Annotated in this window: 13 protein-coding genes and 1 pseudogene; 2 read left to right on the top strand and 12 right to left on the bottom strand. The window is 47.2% G+C overall.

Going from position 1 to position 18,645, the window contains the following annotated elements; all coding sequences use genetic code 11:
* Nucleotides 1-325: 325 nt before the first annotated feature.
* The 7 genes and pseudogenes from D3H35_RS25190 to D3H35_RS25160 all read right to left on the bottom strand — a co-directional run bounded on the left by D3H35_RS25190 (nucleotide 326) and on the right by D3H35_RS25160 (nucleotide 10,158).
* Nucleotides 326-1,396 (bottom strand): NAD(P)-dependent alcohol dehydrogenase, encoded by a 1,071-nt coding sequence (locus D3H35_RS25190; RefSeq protein ID WP_119151885.1) that lies wholly within the window; start codon nucleotides 1,394-1,396, stop codon nucleotides 326-328.
* 23 nt (nucleotides 1,397-1,419) lie between these two features.
* Nucleotides 1,420-3,658 (bottom strand): annotated as a pseudogene (locus D3H35_RS25185) (FAD-dependent oxidoreductase).
* Nucleotides 3,659-3,700: 42 nt separating this feature from the next.
* Nucleotides 3,701-4,513 (bottom strand): carbohydrate ABC transporter permease, encoded by an 813-nt coding sequence (locus D3H35_RS25180; RefSeq protein WP_119151884.1) that lies wholly within the window; start codon nucleotides 4,511-4,513, stop codon nucleotides 3,701-3,703.
* A 13-nt stretch (nucleotides 4,514-4,526) separates the two neighbouring features.
* Nucleotides 4,527-5,411 carry a carbohydrate ABC transporter permease gene (locus tag D3H35_RS25175; protein WP_119151883.1) on the bottom strand — a complete coding sequence of 295 codons (885 nt, stop codon included), beginning with the start codon at nucleotides 5,409-5,411 and terminating at the stop codon, nucleotides 4,527-4,529.
* Between the two features lie 65 nt (nucleotides 5,412-5,476).
* Nucleotides 5,477-6,796 carry an ABC transporter substrate-binding protein gene (locus tag D3H35_RS25170; RefSeq protein WP_233568132.1) on the bottom strand — a complete coding sequence of 440 codons (1,320 nt, stop codon included), beginning with the start codon at nucleotides 6,794-6,796 and terminating at the stop codon, nucleotides 5,477-5,479.
* 132 nt (nucleotides 6,797-6,928) lie between these two features.
* Entirely contained in the window at nucleotides 6,929-8,383 is a 1,455-nt protein-coding gene (locus D3H35_RS30945) for a response regulator transcription factor (protein WP_158594259.1), read from the bottom strand.
* Nucleotides 8,384-8,388: 5 nt separating this feature from the next.
* Nucleotides 8,389-10,158: a sensor histidine kinase gene (locus D3H35_RS25160; RefSeq protein WP_119151881.1), complete on the bottom strand. Its 1,770-nt coding sequence runs from the start codon at nucleotides 10,156-10,158 to the stop codon at nucleotides 8,389-8,391.
* A 259-nt stretch (nucleotides 10,159-10,417) separates the two neighbouring features.
* Here D3H35_RS25160 and rpe point away from each other — a divergent pair, with 259 nt between their 5' ends.
* Complete coding sequence (gene rpe / locus D3H35_RS25155) at nucleotides 10,418-11,083, top strand: ribulose-phosphate 3-epimerase (protein ID WP_119151880.1); 666 nt, start codon at nucleotides 10,418-10,420, stop codon at nucleotides 11,081-11,083.
* A 14-nt stretch (nucleotides 11,084-11,097) separates the two neighbouring features.
* Nucleotides 11,098-12,027, top strand: a complete 930-nt coding sequence (gene rbsK, locus D3H35_RS25150) for a ribokinase (protein ID WP_119151879.1) — start codon at nucleotides 11,098-11,100, stop codon at nucleotides 12,025-12,027.
* Nucleotides 12,028-12,725: 698 nt separating this feature from the next.
* Here rbsK and D3H35_RS25140 read toward each other — a convergent pair.
* From D3H35_RS25140 to D3H35_RS25120, 5 genes are all read right to left on the bottom strand, one after another.
* A complete protein-coding gene (locus D3H35_RS25140) occupies nucleotides 12,726-13,550 on the bottom strand; it encodes a carbohydrate ABC transporter permease (RefSeq protein WP_233568131.1) in 825 nt (274 codons plus the stop codon).
* 14 nt (nucleotides 13,551-13,564) lie between these two features.
* On the bottom strand, nucleotides 13,565-14,434 hold the full coding sequence (locus tag D3H35_RS25135; RefSeq protein WP_119151877.1) for a carbohydrate ABC transporter permease: 870 nt from the start codon (nucleotides 14,432-14,434) through the stop codon (nucleotides 13,565-13,567).
* Between the two features lie 64 nt (nucleotides 14,435-14,498).
* On the bottom strand, nucleotides 14,499-15,791 hold the full coding sequence (locus tag D3H35_RS25130; protein ID WP_119151876.1) for an extracellular solute-binding protein: 1,293 nt from the start codon (nucleotides 15,789-15,791) through the stop codon (nucleotides 14,499-14,501).
* A gap of 12 nt (nucleotides 15,792-15,803) precedes the next feature.
* On the bottom strand, nucleotides 15,804-17,543 hold the full coding sequence (locus tag D3H35_RS25125) for a glycoside hydrolase family 13 protein (protein WP_119151875.1): 1,740 nt from the start codon (nucleotides 17,541-17,543) through the stop codon (nucleotides 15,804-15,806).
* Between the two features lie 36 nt (nucleotides 17,544-17,579).
* Entirely contained in the window at nucleotides 17,580-18,557 is a 978-nt protein-coding gene (locus D3H35_RS25120; RefSeq protein ID WP_119151874.1) for a LacI family DNA-binding transcriptional regulator, read from the bottom strand.
* Nucleotides 18,558-18,645: the final 88 nt, after the last annotated feature.

The following is an 18,645-nucleotide window of genomic DNA, read 5'->3' as shown; positions in this document are numbered from 1 at the left end:
ACGGTATCTACTCAATGAACTCTGATATTGAGGACTTAAAAACCTCCGTTGAAGACCTATCTTCTGGCAAAACGTGAATTAAGGCGAATCACGACACAGGATTTGTGCTTGCAGCCTAAAGAGGGGTTTGCCTTTTTTAGCCCATTCGCTTAGCACTGTCGTTTTCCCATAGTCAAGCTGACGCGGGGATCAGCGTCAGCTTGGCTTCCAGTCCCTCGTCGAGTTTGCACATCATCCATAGCCGAGCTTAAGAAAAAAACAGAAGGCATGAGCCCGGTACAGTACCGAGCTCATGCCTAGCAAATAACCTAATATAACATCCTGTCTACCTTGACGGCGCCGCTTCAGATTCGGGATAAATCATAATTTTTACCGCTTTATCCTTCTGCGTTCTAGCTAGATGCAAAGCCGCGTTAATCTCCTGCAGCTCGAATCGATGCGTAATCACTTCGCTAATATTGAGCCCGCTCTTAGCATAGGCCTGAATGGCCGCCGCATAGGTGTTGGCATATCGAAAGACTCCATATAGATTTAATTCGGAATCAATGATTTTATCCACATTGAGCAGAACTTCATTCTCGGGAGGCAAGCCTACAAATACGACTCTTCCGCCTCTTCTAACCAAACTCATCGTGCTTGAGATGGAGCTTCGATTGCCCGAGGATTCAATGACAACGTCAATTCCCGTGTTGTTGGTTAGTACGGAGAGCTCCTCGGCAATCGAGTCCTCAAGCGGGTTAAAGACCGCCGTCGCCCCCATTTTCAGCGCGAATTCCCGGCGAAACGCAACCACATCGCTTGCATAAATCTCTTTGACGCCGAACAGCTTAGCGGCTTGAATAGCTAACAAACCAATAGGACCCAGACCTGTAATAAACACTTTATCGCTAGGTTTAACATTAGCGCGATTCATGGCATGGTATCCAACCGACAGGGGCTCCAACAAGGCTCCTTCCTCGAAGCTCATTGTATCCGGCAGCGTAAACAGCGCATCGCTGCGCATGACAATGTAGTCGGCCCATGCTCCATTATCGGGCGGGGTAGCCAGAAAAAACACGTCCGCGCACAGGTTATATCTGCCGCCTTTGCAATAATCGCATTGACCGCACGGCACTCCCGGTTCGATTGCAACCCTGTCCCCGATTTTCACGTTGCTTACGTTAGAGCCGACTTCCACAACCGTACCCGCTACTTCATGCCCTAGAATCAGCGGTTTTTCAACCACGTATCTCCCGATTCTGCCATGCTCATAATAATGAATATCCGAGCCGCAGACGCCAATGCATTGTACCTTTATTAACGCTTCATTAGGCCCCGGCGCAGGCCGTTCGATCTGTTCCACTTCGATGAGTAATTTATCCTTCATAATCGCTGCATTCATCATTACGTTCCCCATGCCCCGTTCACCCGCTTCCTCATCTATCGAATTTGTACTCCCGCTATTTCGAATTGCGAATGACCGTTCGTCTCCGTACATACGATCCGCATTTCTTCCATAGACAGCGATTCCTCAAAATAATGAACCTGCTTGCGTTGTCGGTTGTTATTCACTTCTGCGACTGCCGTCCATTCCTCATTACGACGGACTTCAATCCTGTAGCTCTTTACCAATTCAGGTATGACCTCGAATGGCGTACGATGATGATGCAGATTGATTAAATCTTCATTCACGTCGTCATTAAAAGTAATATGCACCTCGTTCGCCGTCACGGGTTCCTTCCACTTCAAGTGCAGCCACTCCGGCCGATCGGTCATCTCGGCAGACCACATGTGCGGACCGCCATAAGGCCTCATATAGCCGTCGGTCACTTTCGATGGATGATAGGCTTCCATCGACTCTTGCACCCTGATACAGAAAGGCTTCCGTACCGAACGCCTCATGTTCCATTGAACCACCAACTGATTCGGATCCAGCCCTTCCAATCCTCTGGCTGCGTTCAATGTCTTTTCCCTAATGAAGGAAAGAACGCCGCTCCAAGGCTTGTGAGACAAATGCATATGAACGCTGTCATTCTCTTTTACAATGATAAATGCGTTCTCGGCTGCAGCCGGACTCCATGGCAGATGGAACGATACCCATTGCAGCTCGCCTGCTTGAACCACTGCAGCATCCTTAACCTGCAGCTCGACGGGAATATAATTTTCCGGTCTGCCTGTGCTCCAAAGCTCGACCTCCACGGTAGTCGCTTCAGTCACGTCCATTAGAATCTCAATGTTAGCCATACTCGGGTCAACCGGTATAAGAATGCCTGCATCCGCAACCAATTGATGCTTCTCGTCCGGAGAATCGATGTTGATGATCGAGGTATAGCTGGATGCGGATACGCTCGCTTGCTGCGCCAAATCTTTAACATCCTCATGCTTTAGACCAATAATCGAAGCGTCCTGCCATAATAAGGCTTGCTGAAGCTCCTTGATATGATTCCGATATAACCCGCGGGGTAACTCCATGCTCAACGCATAGCGCCGCAGCGGTTCCGGCGGCCTCGCCGATGGTTGCGCACGTACCCATTACTCGGGTAGCGCCGAACGCTATGTGAGTAGCGCTAATATTTCTGCCTGCAAAAAGCAGATTGCTGACGTTAGTCGAATATAAGGAGCGATATGGAATTTGGAATATGCCGTCGCTATGGAAGTGCATAGACAAGTGATCTACGGCATACATGCCTTCCTTCTGATGCAAATCGATAGACCAGCCTCCGAAAGTCACGCAATCGTCGAATACCGTTTGGACTTCGAGGTCATTTTGATTCAGGACGTAATCGCCGATGAAACGCCGGTATTCTCTTTTGCCGGGTATACTGCCCACCCATTCCAGCGTCATCCGCTCTGCGTCGAATTTACCCGAGTTTTTAATGTAGTCCCAAATTCCGTAAATAACGGACCATAGCTCGTCCCGAATACGTTCATTATCGTGAAGCGTGTCGATTTCTCCGCCCCACTCTATCCACCAATAATGACATCCGGAATCACCGCTTCTAAGCACTCTTTTGATCGGAATCGGAGTTTGGGTAATATCCTTCGCAAAGCTTGGCGCGATGTAAGTTACGGGATGATCCACTTCTTTCGTATAGAACAGCAGCGTACTGCCGAGCGTAATATCATCCGCTTCTTCCGGCGCCCACCTCTCCAGAAATTCGGCATGGGCTTCCCGTCCGATCCGGTATTTCGCTCCGGCCAAGAAGCCGACAAGTCCATCGCCTGTGCAATCCAGAAACACGGGACTCTCAAACCTGATCTTGCGCTCGGAGCCCATCATCCAACCCGTCACCGAATGGATGACCCTGTCGCTCTGCGGCCCGTCGGCTTCGATCTCATGAACGTCCGTGTTTAGAAACAATTGAATGTTCGCTTCGTTTCTAACCGTCTCCAGAACGACCATATCCCACAAATACGGATTGCCGTCCGGGTTTACATATTGATTCTTAAGAAACATCTCCCCCATAATTCCGGTTTCCCGCGCGTATCTGTTGACTCCGTGCCCTGTGGCGCCAACTACCCATACTCTAATTTCACTGCTTGAATTTCCGCCTAGCATCGGCCTATTCTGTACCAGCGCTACCGTTTTTCCGTTTCTTGCAGCCGCCACGGCGGCACACACTCCCGACAGCCCGCCGCCGATCACCGTAACATCCGATTTCACCGATTCAAATCTCATTTTCACTTACCCCTTCCGTGATCTGGTTGAACTGGTTTCTCGTTATCCTTTAACAGCGGAGCTCGCTAGCCCCTCTACTATAAATTTCTGGCCGATCAAAAATACGATAATCATCGGAAGCATCCCGGCTGTAGCCGCCGCCATCATTCCGTTGTAATCTACGCTGTTCTCAAGAACAAAATTTTGTAAGCCGAGCGAGACCGTATACAGCTTTTCATCCAACAGGAAAATAAGGGCATTCTCAAAATCGTTCCAGTGCCACGAGAAATCGATAATCGCGAGCGTAGCTAACGAAGGCTTGGCCATCGGCAGCATGATTCGGAGAAAGATCCTCATATGGCCCGCACCGTCGAGCATAGCCGATTCTGAAATATCCTTCGGTACGGCAATGAAAAATTGCCGAAGCATGAACACGCCAAGCACGGTAAATATACCGGGCAATATTAAAGCCAAATGCGTGTTATAGATTCCGATTGCGTTAAATAGAATGAATTTGGGAACAAAAATGATTTGATTCGGAACCATCATGGCTACGAGATAGATTAAGAACAACGTATCTCTGCCTTTAAATTCGATTCTTGAAAATCCATAGGCGGCAACCGCAGCAAAAAATACGGCTCCGATCGTGCTAATTGTCGATATTTTCAATGAATTCAGATAATATTTAATGAAGCTGGCCGGCCCCGTCCACACATTCTCGTGATATTTCAACGTGGGGTGATCGGATATCCATTGGAACGGATACTGGAACACTTCGAACGGTTGCTTAAAGGACGTGCTAATCATCCAAAGAAACGGATAGATCATGAGCAGTGCAAACATGAACATGACGATGGTAGATATAAGTTTACGCATACGTTCTATCCTTTCATGAATAATGAACCCATTTTTTTTGCGCAATCCATTGGATAGCTGTAATGATGATAATAATAAGCAGAAGACAGACCGAAATCGCGGAAGCGTACCCCATATCGTAATACCTAAAGGCTGTCTTATAGATGTATAAGGATAACACGGTCGTGCTGTCTCCAGGGCCGCCATCCGTTATGGCTTGGAAGATTCCCATCTGTTTGATCGATACGATAAATCCCGTCATCAGCAAGAATAGCGTGGTCGGGCTAACCAAGGGCCAGATAATATACCTAATCGTATGCAGCATGCGAGCGCCATCAATCTTGGAGGCTTCAAGCAGCTCCCCGGATACCTCCTGTAGAGCCGCCAAATAAATAATGACGTTGTATCCAAGCAAGAACCAGATCCAGATGATGTCGAATACGAATATGGCCGATGATGTCGAGGAAAGCCAGCCTGGCGGATGATCGATTCCAATACTCATTAGCAAGGAATTAACGGGACCGTTAACAGGTTGGAAAATCAACATCCACACGAAAGCAATGGCGATTCCCGTTGTAATGTACGGTAGAAAAAACATCGTACGAAGGACATTTTTTAAATACACGCTTTTGTTTAATACAAGTGCCGTTAAAAATCCGAGGCCTACAGATATAGGAACTGATCCTAGAAAGATCAACGTATTTTTTAAAGAATGATAGAAAACATCGTCATGAACAAGTCTGGAGAAATTACTCAATCCAACGAAATCGGCTGTTAACTGCGGAAACTCCCAATTCGTAAATGCCAGGACTATAGAAAATAGGGCAGGAATAATAATGAAACAAGAAACGCCGATCATATTAGGCGCTATAAACATATACCCAATCAGCTGTTGCCGTCTCGCCCAGTTAAGCTTCATATTGCAACCCTCCTAATAGGGTGAGAAGCATTCGCCAATGCTCTCACCCCGTACGCTATTCAGTGTCAGTGTCTCTTCAGATACTCATTGTGTCTCTTGACGACATTGTTAATCGTATCGTCCAAGGACTGGGCATTAATGTAGTACTTATCGAATTCATCGCCTCTTAAATCAATGACCTCTTGCGGAAGTGTAACCTGGAATGTAGGGAGATCGTTCGACAGAATTCTTTCCAAAGACTCTACATCGTATTTATCCTTCAAATCGCCGAGCAATAGCTCAATCGCCTTTGCTTGATCCGCATCCTTCGATGCCGGTATGCGGCCTCCCGATGCCTGTGGAAGCATGCCGCCGTCAGCGTACCACTTCAAGAATTCCCATGCTTCTTCCTTGTATTCCGATTTAGCGTTAATAGCGATTGCATCGCCCAAGCCGCCCAAATATCTGAAATCGTCCTGCTCCTTTGTAACTCTTGGCAGCGGAGCAAATGCGACTTTGAAGTCGCGCGGATAATCCTTCAAATTATTGGCGTCCCGGAAAACCCATTCGCCCGCATTCAACATCGCCAGCTTATTGCCCAGAAACTCCGCGATCAAATTCATTTTAGTCGTCTCGATCAAGCTGATTGGAGGGCTCACTTTGGAGGTATGCATCATATCGTAATTAAGCTTCAGAGCGTCCCTTACGATAGGAACGCCAAGGTTAGATGTACCGTCCTCTTTGACATATCCCTGTACCGCCAACGATCCGTCGAATGTAACGATGTCTCTCCAGAACGGGAACGTCGAGTACCCCCATCTCGTATCGGTTTTCAACGCCTTGGCGTATTGCTCAACGTCGGCTAATGTCCAATCGGTCGGAACGGGCAGCCCTGCCTTATCGAGCGCATCCTTATTCAACCAAACGAAATGCAGGTTTCTCTTTGTAGGAAGCGCATAGTATTTATCGTCCACTGCCCATTCCTTCGCGCCCGGCCCCATCTTCTCGTCGATGTTATAGTCATTGAATTGGCTTAGATCGAGGGCCGAGCCGGAGGATGCCCGCTTCGTCAGCAAGGGCTTTGTATAGTTGGCAAATATGTCTACGCTCTGGCCCGAGGCGAGCGCCGTATCTAATTTCAAATTACCGCTGTCATCATTGACGTATCGAACGTAGGTCACTTGAATGTTAGGATGCTCTTTGTTCCACGTATCCACAATTTCTTGCGGACCCGACTCGGCCGGAACTCCTCCCCAGAACGTCAGTTTAACGACATCCTTCGAGGATCCATTCGATGAGCTAGCTTGCCCGCTTGATTCCTTGTTATTATTGTCGTTGCTTGAGCAAGCGGAAAGAACAGATAAAGTAAACAAAACAGAAAGTAAAACCATTCCGATCTTTTTCATCTTCATTTGACCTCCATATGTGTTTTTGTCTTACGGTGTCTATCTTATAGAGGAATGAAAAAGAAAAGAATGAACATATCCATTAACCGCATAGAACAAAACCATCGGGAAATCATAGACTGCGTCTGCCCCTCATTCTCTGCATTGCGAGGGTGTTGCGCCTGTAATCCGTTTGAAGATTCGATTAAAATAATTAATGTTTTTGAATCCTACGTTCTCTGAAATTTGATTAATGGTAAGATCGGTCTGCGTCAAATAAAACATCGCCTTGTTGATGCGAAGATGATGCACATACGTAATCAGGCTTTCCTTTGTTTTCGCTTTGAATAAGCTGCTGAAATAGTTTTCGTCCATTGAAATCATAGTAGCCATGCTTTTCACCGAGATATCTTTATGGAAATTATCATTAATATAGGCGATCACCTTATTCACTTCCGGATGGTCTGTCATAATCGTAGGCTGAGTTTGTTTGTATTCATTCAAGTAAGTGTGCAATTTATGCGTAATCGCTTTCTTTAATTCCTCATGGCTTCTTGCATCGAACAGCACGCTTTGGTTGCTGTTTCCCTTCTGAACCATCGAATACAACGTATAATCGATATCCGCCGCTATCTTCTTTACTTTCACCATTGATAAATGACTGTTCCGCATATCGTTCCAGATCTCATCGATTCGTTCATCGCATTGTTTCTCTTCCAGCTTTTCAAAGCTTGAAACAAGCTCCCGTTTTTTCCTCCATGCAAAATAAAGCGTAGCTTCCTTGTATTCGATTTCGTCTATCGAAGATGCGCCTTTCATCCCTTCATACCAAGCAAAGCCCAGCTGTTGAATAATTCTTTTCCATTGCATATGCAATTGCGAATAGTGAATGTTCGTTGCATATACTGCCGAATATTCATGGTTGTCCGCCAAAACATCTATTAAGATCACCTCTGGCTTATGCCAAATAAACACGGTGGTTAGACCCTCGCCGTGATACAAGTGGGTCGCTTCTGCACGGCTAAAATCAATAAAAGGCAGCCTCTTCATATGATCCTTGGAATTCCAACGTTCTTCTCCTCGAATAACGGAAATAATCGTGAGATTAAAATGCTGAAGCTCGTGTATTATGAAGGGTACAACCTCATGCTCATCATGATCCGCATCCGTTATCTTGCCCCAAATCTGCTGGTAGAATAGATTAATCTTCTGGTCGGAGTACTGGGAATGCTCCTCAAGCTCCGCTTTAATCTTGGTTAATGACTCCACCAAGCTGGTTATGCTCATGGAGAGCTTCAGAATGTAATTCGAAGCACCAAACTCCAATGCTTGTCTCACATATTCAAATTCATTCAGGCAGCTTAGCATAATGAATTTGCAATTCAAATCCAGCTCTCTAGCTTGCTTCAGCAACTCGACTCCATCCATGACCGGCATTTTGATATCCGTAATGACGAGATCAAAGTGCTTGTCTTTCAGCAGTTGCAGAGCTTCTTCTCCGTTATTCGCTTCTCCTAATATGGTGAAGCCCAGCTCCTCCCAATTGACGATCATCTTTATGGATTCTCTGACGAACATCTCATCCTCAACAAGAAGCACTTTCCACATAGATGTCAGCCCCTTTCATATGGACTTGAGAGCAAATACGGCAGCTGCATACGAACTAATGTCCCTTGCTCTAACGGTACCACTTCCAATAGGCCGTCTTCCTTGAACAAAATATGCAGCCTCTCCTTTAAATTTTGCAAGCCTATGCCTTTGCGGCTTCTCTCTCTTTGTTGCCTATTTTGCTCCTTGATTCCGACCCCATTGTCTTCGATTTCAATATAAAGAAGCTTATTTTGAGTGAAAATACGGACGGTAATCATCCCTTGGCCTTTTAGCGGGGCAATCCCATGAATAATCGAATTTTCTATTAAGGGCTGAATGCTCAGCTTAGGCACCAGCGCGTAATCCATTCCCGAGCTATATTCATATTGAACGTTCAACTGATCGTTGAAGCGCAATTCATGAATGAGCAAGTAATCCTCGATCAGCTTAAGCTCGTCTTTGAGGAAGATGAGCTCCACCTCTGAATGTAAGCTCGTCTCCAGAATGTGGCCTAGCGACACGCAAATATCGGGGATATCCTTATCGCCTTTTCGAATGGCAAGCCACTTGATCGTATTTAGCGTATTCAACAAGAAATGGGGATTGATCTGTGACAATAACATCTGAAAATGAACCATTTCCCGTTGCTTTTGCTCATCCTTCAATAATTTCACCATCTTATTCATATCCGTCGACATCTGGTTGAACGAACGGATTAATTGAAGAATTTCACCTGTGTAGTTCTTCTCGGAAATGGTTAATTTTAAGTTTTGATTGACAATACTGCTCATTTTCTTCTCCAGCACCGTCAATGGCTTAGTGAATTTATACGAAATAAACATATTGATGCCTATAAACAGAACAATAAAGGCAAAAAAGATGCTAAAAAACTTAATCTTTAATAGCCGTACTTCATTGAATAGCACCTTCCTGGGAATAACATCAACAAAGTACCAGTCAAGCTGAGGAATGCTTCGATAGTTAATGAGGGAATCCGTGCTTTGATCGAAATAAAACCCGCTTTTTTCCGTATTTTCGCTAAAGAAAGAAAGGATGCGAGAATCAAGCGCTTGTTCGCTATTAAATGAAGAGACCAGCATTCCTGCATGATTGATAATGTAATATTGATGCTCCTCATTGCTTTGCACGGATGCTTTGAACCATGCTTCATAATCGATACTGATTCTTGCCAAACTAAACGGGGTCTTATTGGTATCTCTCATCGTCGAGCTTAGCGTCAGCAGATACTTGCTGCTCGTAATGTCTCGCGAAACATAGTTAGGATCGTTGGCAATCCACATATAAGGACGGTCAGCGTTTAATTGCTGCGCCCAGCTTTCGGATTTAAGAGTATCGTAATTCAACATTTCTTGAGGCTGAAACGAAGTGTAAACGTTTCCATTTAAATCAAGCAACGTATAATAGACGATTTGCGAATTGAATAAAAAAATGCTGTTATCAATGTTTTTTAGTACATGCTCTGTACGATGTATTCGATCCAGTACGGTATATTTCTCAGGCTCCGTCAATACATTATGAATCGCGTTATCGTTCTGAACCATTACCAAGGTTTTATAGACCAGGCTCATAAGATCCTCGGTCGATTGCTTCAACTGATCCAAGCCTTTAGAGCTTTGCGCCACGATTTTGTCCTGCAACGCCACTTCAAATTCGTTGAATAAATAAATATTCAGCAATATCAAAGGAAAAATAATGAATACGAGCATAGATAAAAAGAGCTTCCCCTTTAATCTCTTCGGCTTCATTCTGTGATAGATGGTCTTCATGTTCATACGAATTCCCTTCCGTTGTGTCTTTTAATCCGGGTTATACCTAGTTTATAGATTTCAGAACGCTGCTGCATGGAACAAACCTTATCTCTTCATAGCACAAATCACTGATTCCCCTTGATGGCTGGCTTCTGTGCACGCTTATCTTTGTTCAAATGACTTATTGGATATGTTCATTCTTTTTGGGTGCGTTGATTTATATAGTTAAATTATAAATTAATGCTTTGTGATTTGAACTGGATATAGAAGGGGAGAGTGCATAGTGGTTACCATTGGTCCTTCATTAATGTGCGCAGATCTGGGCAGATTAATCGAGAATATCCATCAGCTAGATTCGGCGGAAGTAGACTTTTATCATTTCGATATTATGGATGGCAACTTTGTTCCTAATATTACATTAGGACCCGATCTCATAAGGTCGTTGCGTCCGTATTCCAACAAACCGTTCGATGCTCATCTAATGGTTGAGGAGCCTGAAAGATTCATAGATCCGATTGCCAAAGCAGGAGCGAATATGATTTCCGTCCACGCGGAATCCAAGGTTCATCTGGAAAGAGCGCTTCAGCAAATTAGAAGCCATGGCCTTAAAGCCGGTGTAGCACTTAATCCCTCGACTCCATTATGCGAGCTGGACTACATTATGGATTCCCTCGATTACGTCTGTTTAATGACCGTTAACCCTGGATTCGCCGGGCAGAAGTTCATCCCTCGCACGCTGCGTAAAATCAAAGATTTAAAGGCGAAGTTCGAGCAAGAGGGTCTGGACATCTCTATAGAGGTGGACGGAAATATCAGTAACGCTATTATCCCCGAGGTCATCAAGAATGGCGCTGATATGTTGGTATGCGGCACATCAAGCATTTTTATACCGAAAGAACCTCTGGAGTATTCGGTTGCACAAGTCAAACAGCTCATTAACCAGAGGTAGGAGGTATAAAGGTGATGATTACAGTTGTCGGGAGCACCATCATGGATATTGTTTTTACCACCGAACATTATCCAAAACGCGGGGATACCGTGTTCGGCAAGGATATTAGGTACTCGCCCGGAGGAAAGGGAGCAAATCAAGCGACTGCTTGCGCCAAGCTAGGCGTCGAAACCTACTTGATCGGCTGTGTCGGCGACGATTCTTTCGGACAAACCATGCTTCTCAATTTGCAAAGCAACAACGTAAATATTGATTTCATGAAAACAGTAAACGATGCTCGAACAGGAACCGCGCATGTAACGGTGGATTCGTCCGCGGAGAATACCATACTCGTCATTAAAGGGGCAAACGAGAGCCTAACGGTTGAGGATATTCATTCCTGTGAGGAGATTATCGGAAAAAGTAAAATTTTGCTTGTTCAAATGGAAATAAGCGGGGAAGTTACTACGCAAGCCATGTTAGCAGCCAAAAGGCATGGGGTTACGATTATATTGGATCCCGCGCCGGCCGATGGCATCCATATCCCGTCTCTTCAATATGCGGATATTATTGTCCCGAACCAACAAGAGGCAAAGTTTCTAACCGATATTGAAGTTCACGATATCCCTACCGCCGTAGAAGCGGCCAGCTATCTGCATCGGCAATATGGAATAGCCCGATCCATCATCAAGATGGGCGGACTAGGATCCCTTGTGTATCAGGACGGAGCTTATGAGCATATCCAAGCCGTTTCTGTCCAGGCCGTAGATACAGTTGGAGCAGGCGATTGCTATGCGGGAGCCTTGGCATATGCTTTGGCTGACGGCAAAACCCTGCCGGATGCCGCTAAATTCGCGTCCATAGTCAGCGCGCTTAAAGTCACGAAGTACGGCGCCCAAGACGGTATCCCTTCTATGGATGAAGTCAAAGCGTTCTGTCTTGCCCGCAATCTGACTACGGATTGATAACCTTAACGGGAATAGAGGCTGTCCCGGCAGGTCTGCAAGGACCAGCGGGATAGCCTCTTTGTAGTGTGGGCGCGGGCGCATCAGTAGGACGAGATCCCATACATTCGGCGGCCCGTCATAGTAACTGTGAGTGCCTTATTTCGCCGCTCTTCCGACCATTCGTCCGTCATAGTAACTGTAGGTACCTTATTTCGCCGCACTCCCGTCCATTGGCCCGCCATAGTAACTGTGAGTGCCTTATTCCGCCGCGCTTCCGACCATTGGCCCGTCATAGTAACTGTGGGGGCCTTATTCCGCCGCTCTTCCGTCCGTTGGCCCGTCATAGTAACTGTGGGGGCCTTATTCCGACGTGCTTCCGACCATTTGCCCGTCATAGTAACTGTGGGGGCCTTATTCCGACGTGCTTCCGACCATTTGCCCGTCATAGTAACTGTGAGTGCCTTATTCCGACGCTCTTCCGTCCGTTGGCCCGTCATAGTAACTGTGGGGGCCTTATTCCGCCGTGCTTCCGTCCAAAAGTGTGAGCGTGCTCGCATCAGTAGGACGAGATCCCATACATTCGGCGTGGAGTGCGGCGTAGCGAAGGTGAATCAAGCAGGTGGGAACACCCGTCAACTAGTACAGTCTGCGCCCGCTGCTGACAGAAGAACAAAAAAGCCAGCTTCTCTAAAAGAAGCTGGCTTTCTTGTTCCCTTTTATCCTTTTACAGCCCCCGCCGTAATGCCGGAAATAAAGTATCTTTGCATAATTAGGAACAATAGGATTACGGGTATAACCGCAATGAACGCCCCTGCAAAAACAACGCCCCATTGGGTAGTATACTGCCCCTGGAAGTTGGCTAACGCGATCGGAAGCGTGCGCTTCAACGGATTATTGATGATCGTCAGCGCCCAAGGGAACTCCTCCCAAATGGTCAAAGCGTTAAAGATCGTGACCGGCACGAACGCGGGCTTGGACAGCGGCAATATGACGGATATAAATAGCCGAAACGAGCTTCCGCCGTCGATCGCAACGGATTCGTCTATGTCCCTCGAAATGGAATCGAAAAACCCTTTTAGCATAAAGGTCGTAAACGGGATTCCGCTTGCCGCGTAAACCGTAACGAGTCCCCAGTAGGAATCGAACAGCCTCAACTGATTGATTAGCAGAAACTGAGGAATGATCAGCGTCAAGCTTGGAATGACAAGCGTTCCCATCAGGATCGCGAAGCTGGCTCCCTTGAATGCAAATCGGTATCGCGAATAAGCGAACGCCATCATGGACGAAAGAAAAAAGATCACAATAAAGCTCATCATCGTGACAAACACGCTATTCCCCAAATAGACAGAGAAGTTCTGACTCGTCCATGCTTGGACGAAGTTGCTTAAGGTCATATGTGACGGAATCAGCTTAGGCGGGTATTCGAACAGAAACGTCGCCGGCTGCAAAGCGGTCATCAGCATGAAAAACAAAGGATAAACGGAGACGACAGCTCCTGCCAACAGCAAAATAAAAAGCAGCAGCTTGTTCAACTTCGACACATCCCCTCCCCCTTCTATTCTCGATTGCTAACTTTGAATTGAATCCAGGTAAACATCGCAATAATAACCGCAAACATATAAGAGAGTGCCGAGGCATAACCCAGATCGTAGTCGGAAAACGCTTTTTGGTACATCCAACTGAGCATAACTTCCGTCTGATGAATAGGTCCGCCCTTCGTGATTAAGAATACCGAAGTAAATACGTTGAAGGCCCCGATAATGAGCATAATCTGAACGAAAAGCGTCGTTTTTTGAATCGAGGGGAGCGTGATGTGGATGATTTTTTTCCAGACGTTGCAGCCATCCAGCTCCGCAGACTCATAGAGCTCCTTCGGTACGTTTTGCAGAGCGGCCAAGTACATAACCATCGTCCAGCCAACGCCTTTCCATATGCCCAGCAGGCTGAGCACCCCGATCGCTTTCTTGGGTTCGCTTAACCAACTGATCGGAGCATTCGTCCAATGGAACACATCGCTGATGACGTAGTTCAGCAAGCCTTGATCGATAAAGATGAACTTAAACACAAGCGAAGCGACGACCCAGGAAGTAATTACCGGCAAAAAGTATAACGTTCGAAATATCTTTGTTACAGCCGAAGAGTTATTCAGCGCGAACGCGACGGCAAAGCCGAGAAGCATCTGTCCCGGCACGGAAATAACGCCGTAGATCAAGATGTTTTTCAAGGAAACCCCAAACACGGGATCGTGAAAAACGCGACTATAATTGTCGAATCCGACGAAATGCTTGGCGCTCAGATTCGAAAGCTTGAAATCATAAAAGCTGTAAAAGAAATTGCGACAGAGCGGGTACACCAGAAATAAGGAGAAGAATAAAAATCCAGGCAAGACAAAGTAATATCCGTCCCGTTTGTTAAGCCGTCCCATAGGCCCTCCTATGATAGGACAGAGTACCTCAACCTTAAGGCAAGGTACTCTGCGAATGAAATGATTATTGTTTTAAGAGAGCATCGATTTTATCCGCCGCTGCGTCGAGTTGAGTTTTCACGTCGCGATCGGTCAGGAAGATGGCGTTCATGGTGTCGCTTAGAATCGTATCGATTTGCGGCCATTGCGGAATCGGCGGACGTGCTTTTGCCGTCTTTAATTGCTCCAGGAACGGTGCAAAATATTCGATCTTCTTAATGTCCGCGTTGTCGAGAGCTTTCAAGTTGACGGGAATTTGGCCGACTTTCCCCATCTCTACTTGCACTTCTTCCGACGTCATGAACTTGGCGAACTCCCAAGCTTCTTGCTGATGATCGCCTTTGAACACGCCGATATCTTCGCCGCCAAGCACCTGAACGGAGCCTGTCGAGCCTGCCGGGAACTGCGCGGACATCGCTTTAAAGTTCGGGAACTGCGATTGGAACTGCGCGAAAGCCCACGGACCTTCCGCCATCATGGCATAAGTGCCGTTCGCGTGGCCTTCCGTTACCGGAATATCGCCTTGCTTGAAGCCGGACCAGAGACCTTTCTTGAAAGCGTCGCGGTATTTGGTAATAATGTCGATGGATGCAGACGAGTTGATATAACCTTGAGCTGTATCGAAGTTCGGCGACAGAACGTCAGCGCCATTGCTCCACAGCCAAGGCAGCATGTTCCAGCCTTGCAGCGCAGGCTCGCCGAAGCCCCATCCTTTGGCGTTGGATGCTTTCAGCTTGTCCAGATTCGCGAAAAATTCGTCCGTCGTGGCCGGCGCAGCGCTCAGGCCGCTTTTCTCGAACAGGTCCTTGTTCCAAAACAGAACCTTCGTATTCGTATTGAGCGGAAGCCCGTAGTAATGATCTCCCACTTTGGCGGTGGACAGCGGTCCGGTCAAATATTGTTTCGATACGTCGTTGAAATCCTGGAATTGCTCATCGAGCGGAACGAGCAAATCGGACTTTTGGAATTCCGGTACCCAGATAATGTCCAGACGCGATACGTCCGGGAGCTCGCCCGCATTGCCGCCGATTTGAATTTTCTTGTGAAGCTCGTCCCAAGGAAACGCAACCGCTTTCACTTTGATACCGGGGTGATCGGCTTCGAATTTCGGAATCAGCGTCTCGGTCAGCGTCTTTTCTTCCGGAGAAGCCGTGCTGTAGTTGTGCCAGAACGTCAACTTCACTTCTTTGGCGGGTGCGCTTGACGAAGCGGATGGCGTTGATGTTGCATCCGAATTATTGCCACAGCCTACTAAAGATGCGATCATCATTGAAGCAACCAATAAAGCAAATGGTTTCCATTTTGAATTAGCGCTCATGGTACATTCTCCTTATAAGGGATCGTTTAGGAGCAGCACAAAGTGTCCTGCCGCAATTCGATCTTCCGGGATTTGATAGGGGAAGCTTGCCTTTTGAAATTGTTCGATGCTTAGGCCGAATACGGTCCCGATCAGTGAAAGCTCTTTCGCTTCATTCGAGAAATTGAACACGGCAACAGCCTGCCGCTCGCCATCAATCCGCTTGATCGCATACAAATTCTCGGAAGCCGCCAATTGCAGCTCCAACCGTCCTTTTTGCAAAGCGGCGTTTGACGTTTTCATGCGATTCCAGTTGCGCAGATAGACCCACAGAGGCTGATACTCATAGCGGTCATCCCATTTCATGCAGGCGCGGCAACCGGGATCGTTCTCGCCGACAAAACCTAGCTCGTCCCCATAGTACAGAGCCGGATTGCCGGGCAGCATATACTGCATGGCAATCAGAAGCAAAAGATGATCCACCCTGTCGCCGCTGCGAGTCATAATGCGCTCAGTATCGTGGCTTCCGAGCAAATTGTACATTTGGTTCAGCTCCGCCGCGGCATACCGATGGGCATAACGCGTTAAGCGTGCATGAAACTGCTCAATCGTAATGGACTGATCCAGCACGTAATCGAACATGATCGAACGCATGTCGTAGTTCATCGCGCTGTCTACGCCGCCCGACATGATCAAGCTCTTGGCATCGTGCCAGATTTCTGCAATAATAATAGCGTTGTGATTGATTTGCTTCACATGGGAGTTCAGTTCCCGCAAGAAACTGAGCTCCACCTCATCAGCGACATCGACCCTCCATCCGTCTATGCCCGTTTCTTTCTGCCAAAAGGAAACGATGTCAAAGACGTATTGCTTCACTTGGGGGTTCGATGTTTTTATTTTGGGCATCCATTGGTAATACCAAACCGAATCGTACTTCGAGTCGCTCAGAGCAACCGGATACTCGTGTACGTAGAACCAGTCTCGGTAAGGCGACTTCTCCCCGTTCTGAACCACGTCTTGAAAATAGGGATGGTCATACCCGCAATGGTTGATGACCAAATCCAGCACGACCCTTATCCCGCGTCGATGGCAAAGCTCGGTCAAGCGCCTAAGATCCTCAATTGAGCCGAACTGCGGATCGATCGCGAAGTAATCCAGCGTGTCGTACTTGTGGTTCGATTTCGCCTTGAAAATCGGGTTCAAATAGATCGCATTAATCCCAAGCTGACTCAAGTAGTCCAGCTTATCGATGATGCCTTGCAGATCCCCGCCCATGGTGTTGTCTCGTGTAGGGGGCGTCCCCCATGGCACCGTATCCACAGGATCGTTCTCGCGATCTCCGTTACAAAACCGTTCGGGGAAAATTTGATACCACACTCGATCCTTTATCCAGTCGGGAACATGAACCGCGTCTCGATCACCTCCATAAGGAAATTCGAAAGCCCCTTTGACCGGCCGTTCCGGCGTATCATGCAAGCCGTCGGCATTCAGCCACTGTATTCGACCCCCTAGCTGGAACTTGAATGTATACTGAAGGTATCGAACGCGAGGTTCCATACTCATCCAGACAGTCCGATAATACGCCAGCTCCTCTGTTTCCGCCCAACGGGTTAGAGGAATTTGTTCGATGCCAAGCTGTTCCCACTTCACTTTGTTCCAGATCCAAAGCTCCGCCTGCGTCGCCTCTTTGGGCAATTTAAGACGAATGTCCAGCTCCTTGCTGGAGCTTAAGCGGGTATCCAACGCGGGGTCGTGATAAAAATTCGATATCATATCATCTGTCCTTCGGTTTAATCTCAAGGAATACCGTTAGGAAGTCGGTATCCGGATCATATCCGGTATGTCCTCTTCTTGATTGATTTTCTTAAATAAAAGCGTTGCGGCTTGCTCGCCCATCTGCTCCAGATCGATCGAGATGTAATGGACGGTTTTGCTGAGATATTGAAACAACGGGTTGTCGTCAAATGTGGCCAGTTCGAATTCGGCCGGCGAGCCTTCCTTCTTCTCTTCGTCGAGAATGGAAAAAAGCTGATCGTGCGTGCAACAGATTACGGCGTCGGGGAGCAAAGAATTGTCGTTGATACCGCTTTCCTTCGTTAGCAAACTTTCAAGCCTGGATACTACGAATGAAGGGAGTCCGTGTCCAGCCATCACATTGCTGTAGCCGGCGATCCGATCCTGGATGAACTTGTCCCTTTCGATGCTTGCCCGGTCTGCGAAGATCCAGATTCTGCGATGGCCCAGCCCGATCAATCGCTCCGTCAGCGATTCTGCCGCCTGGACATTATCGACATCGACCCAATGGACGTTGCGGTGCGCGAACTCCTTTTCGCCCAATACAACGAAGGGCATCCGGTTTGCAGTCAGCAATTGAAAGCTCGAATCGTTCAGCAGCGTGCTCGGCAGGATGATGCCGTCGACTCGCTGCTCGCTGACCATGCGCTCGAACATCGACTTTTTCTGCTGGCCGGTTGGATGACTCATCATTAGGAACAAATAATCGTTACGGTAGACTACATTCTCGATCCCTTGCAGCATCTTGTAGAAAAAGGGGTTCGCGAATGCCCGTTTATCCGTGTAGTCGTGACAGAAACCCATGGTGAACGTCTTATTGAACGCAAGACCTCTGGCAATAGTATTGGGCACGTAATTGTGCTCCCGAATGACTTTTTCGACTTTTTCCTGTGTTTTCTGAGAGACATTCATGTTCCCATTCAGAACGCGGGATACGGTCGCTTTGTTCACCCCCGCGATATCAGCAATTTGCTGAATCGTTAATTTAGTCATTCTCCGACTCCTTCAAAACAAAATTGCAACCGGTTGCAATTTGATTATAGACCCATTGCATCGATTTGACAATAGGGAGACTTTATTG

It is taken from the genome of Cohnella faecalis (assembly GCF_003570905.1).
GTDB lineage: Bacteria > Bacillota > Bacilli > Paenibacillales > Paenibacillaceae > Cohnella > Cohnella faecalis.
The sequence above is the reverse complement of the archived record's forward strand: the minus strand, read 5'-3'. Positions and strand labels throughout refer to the sequence as shown.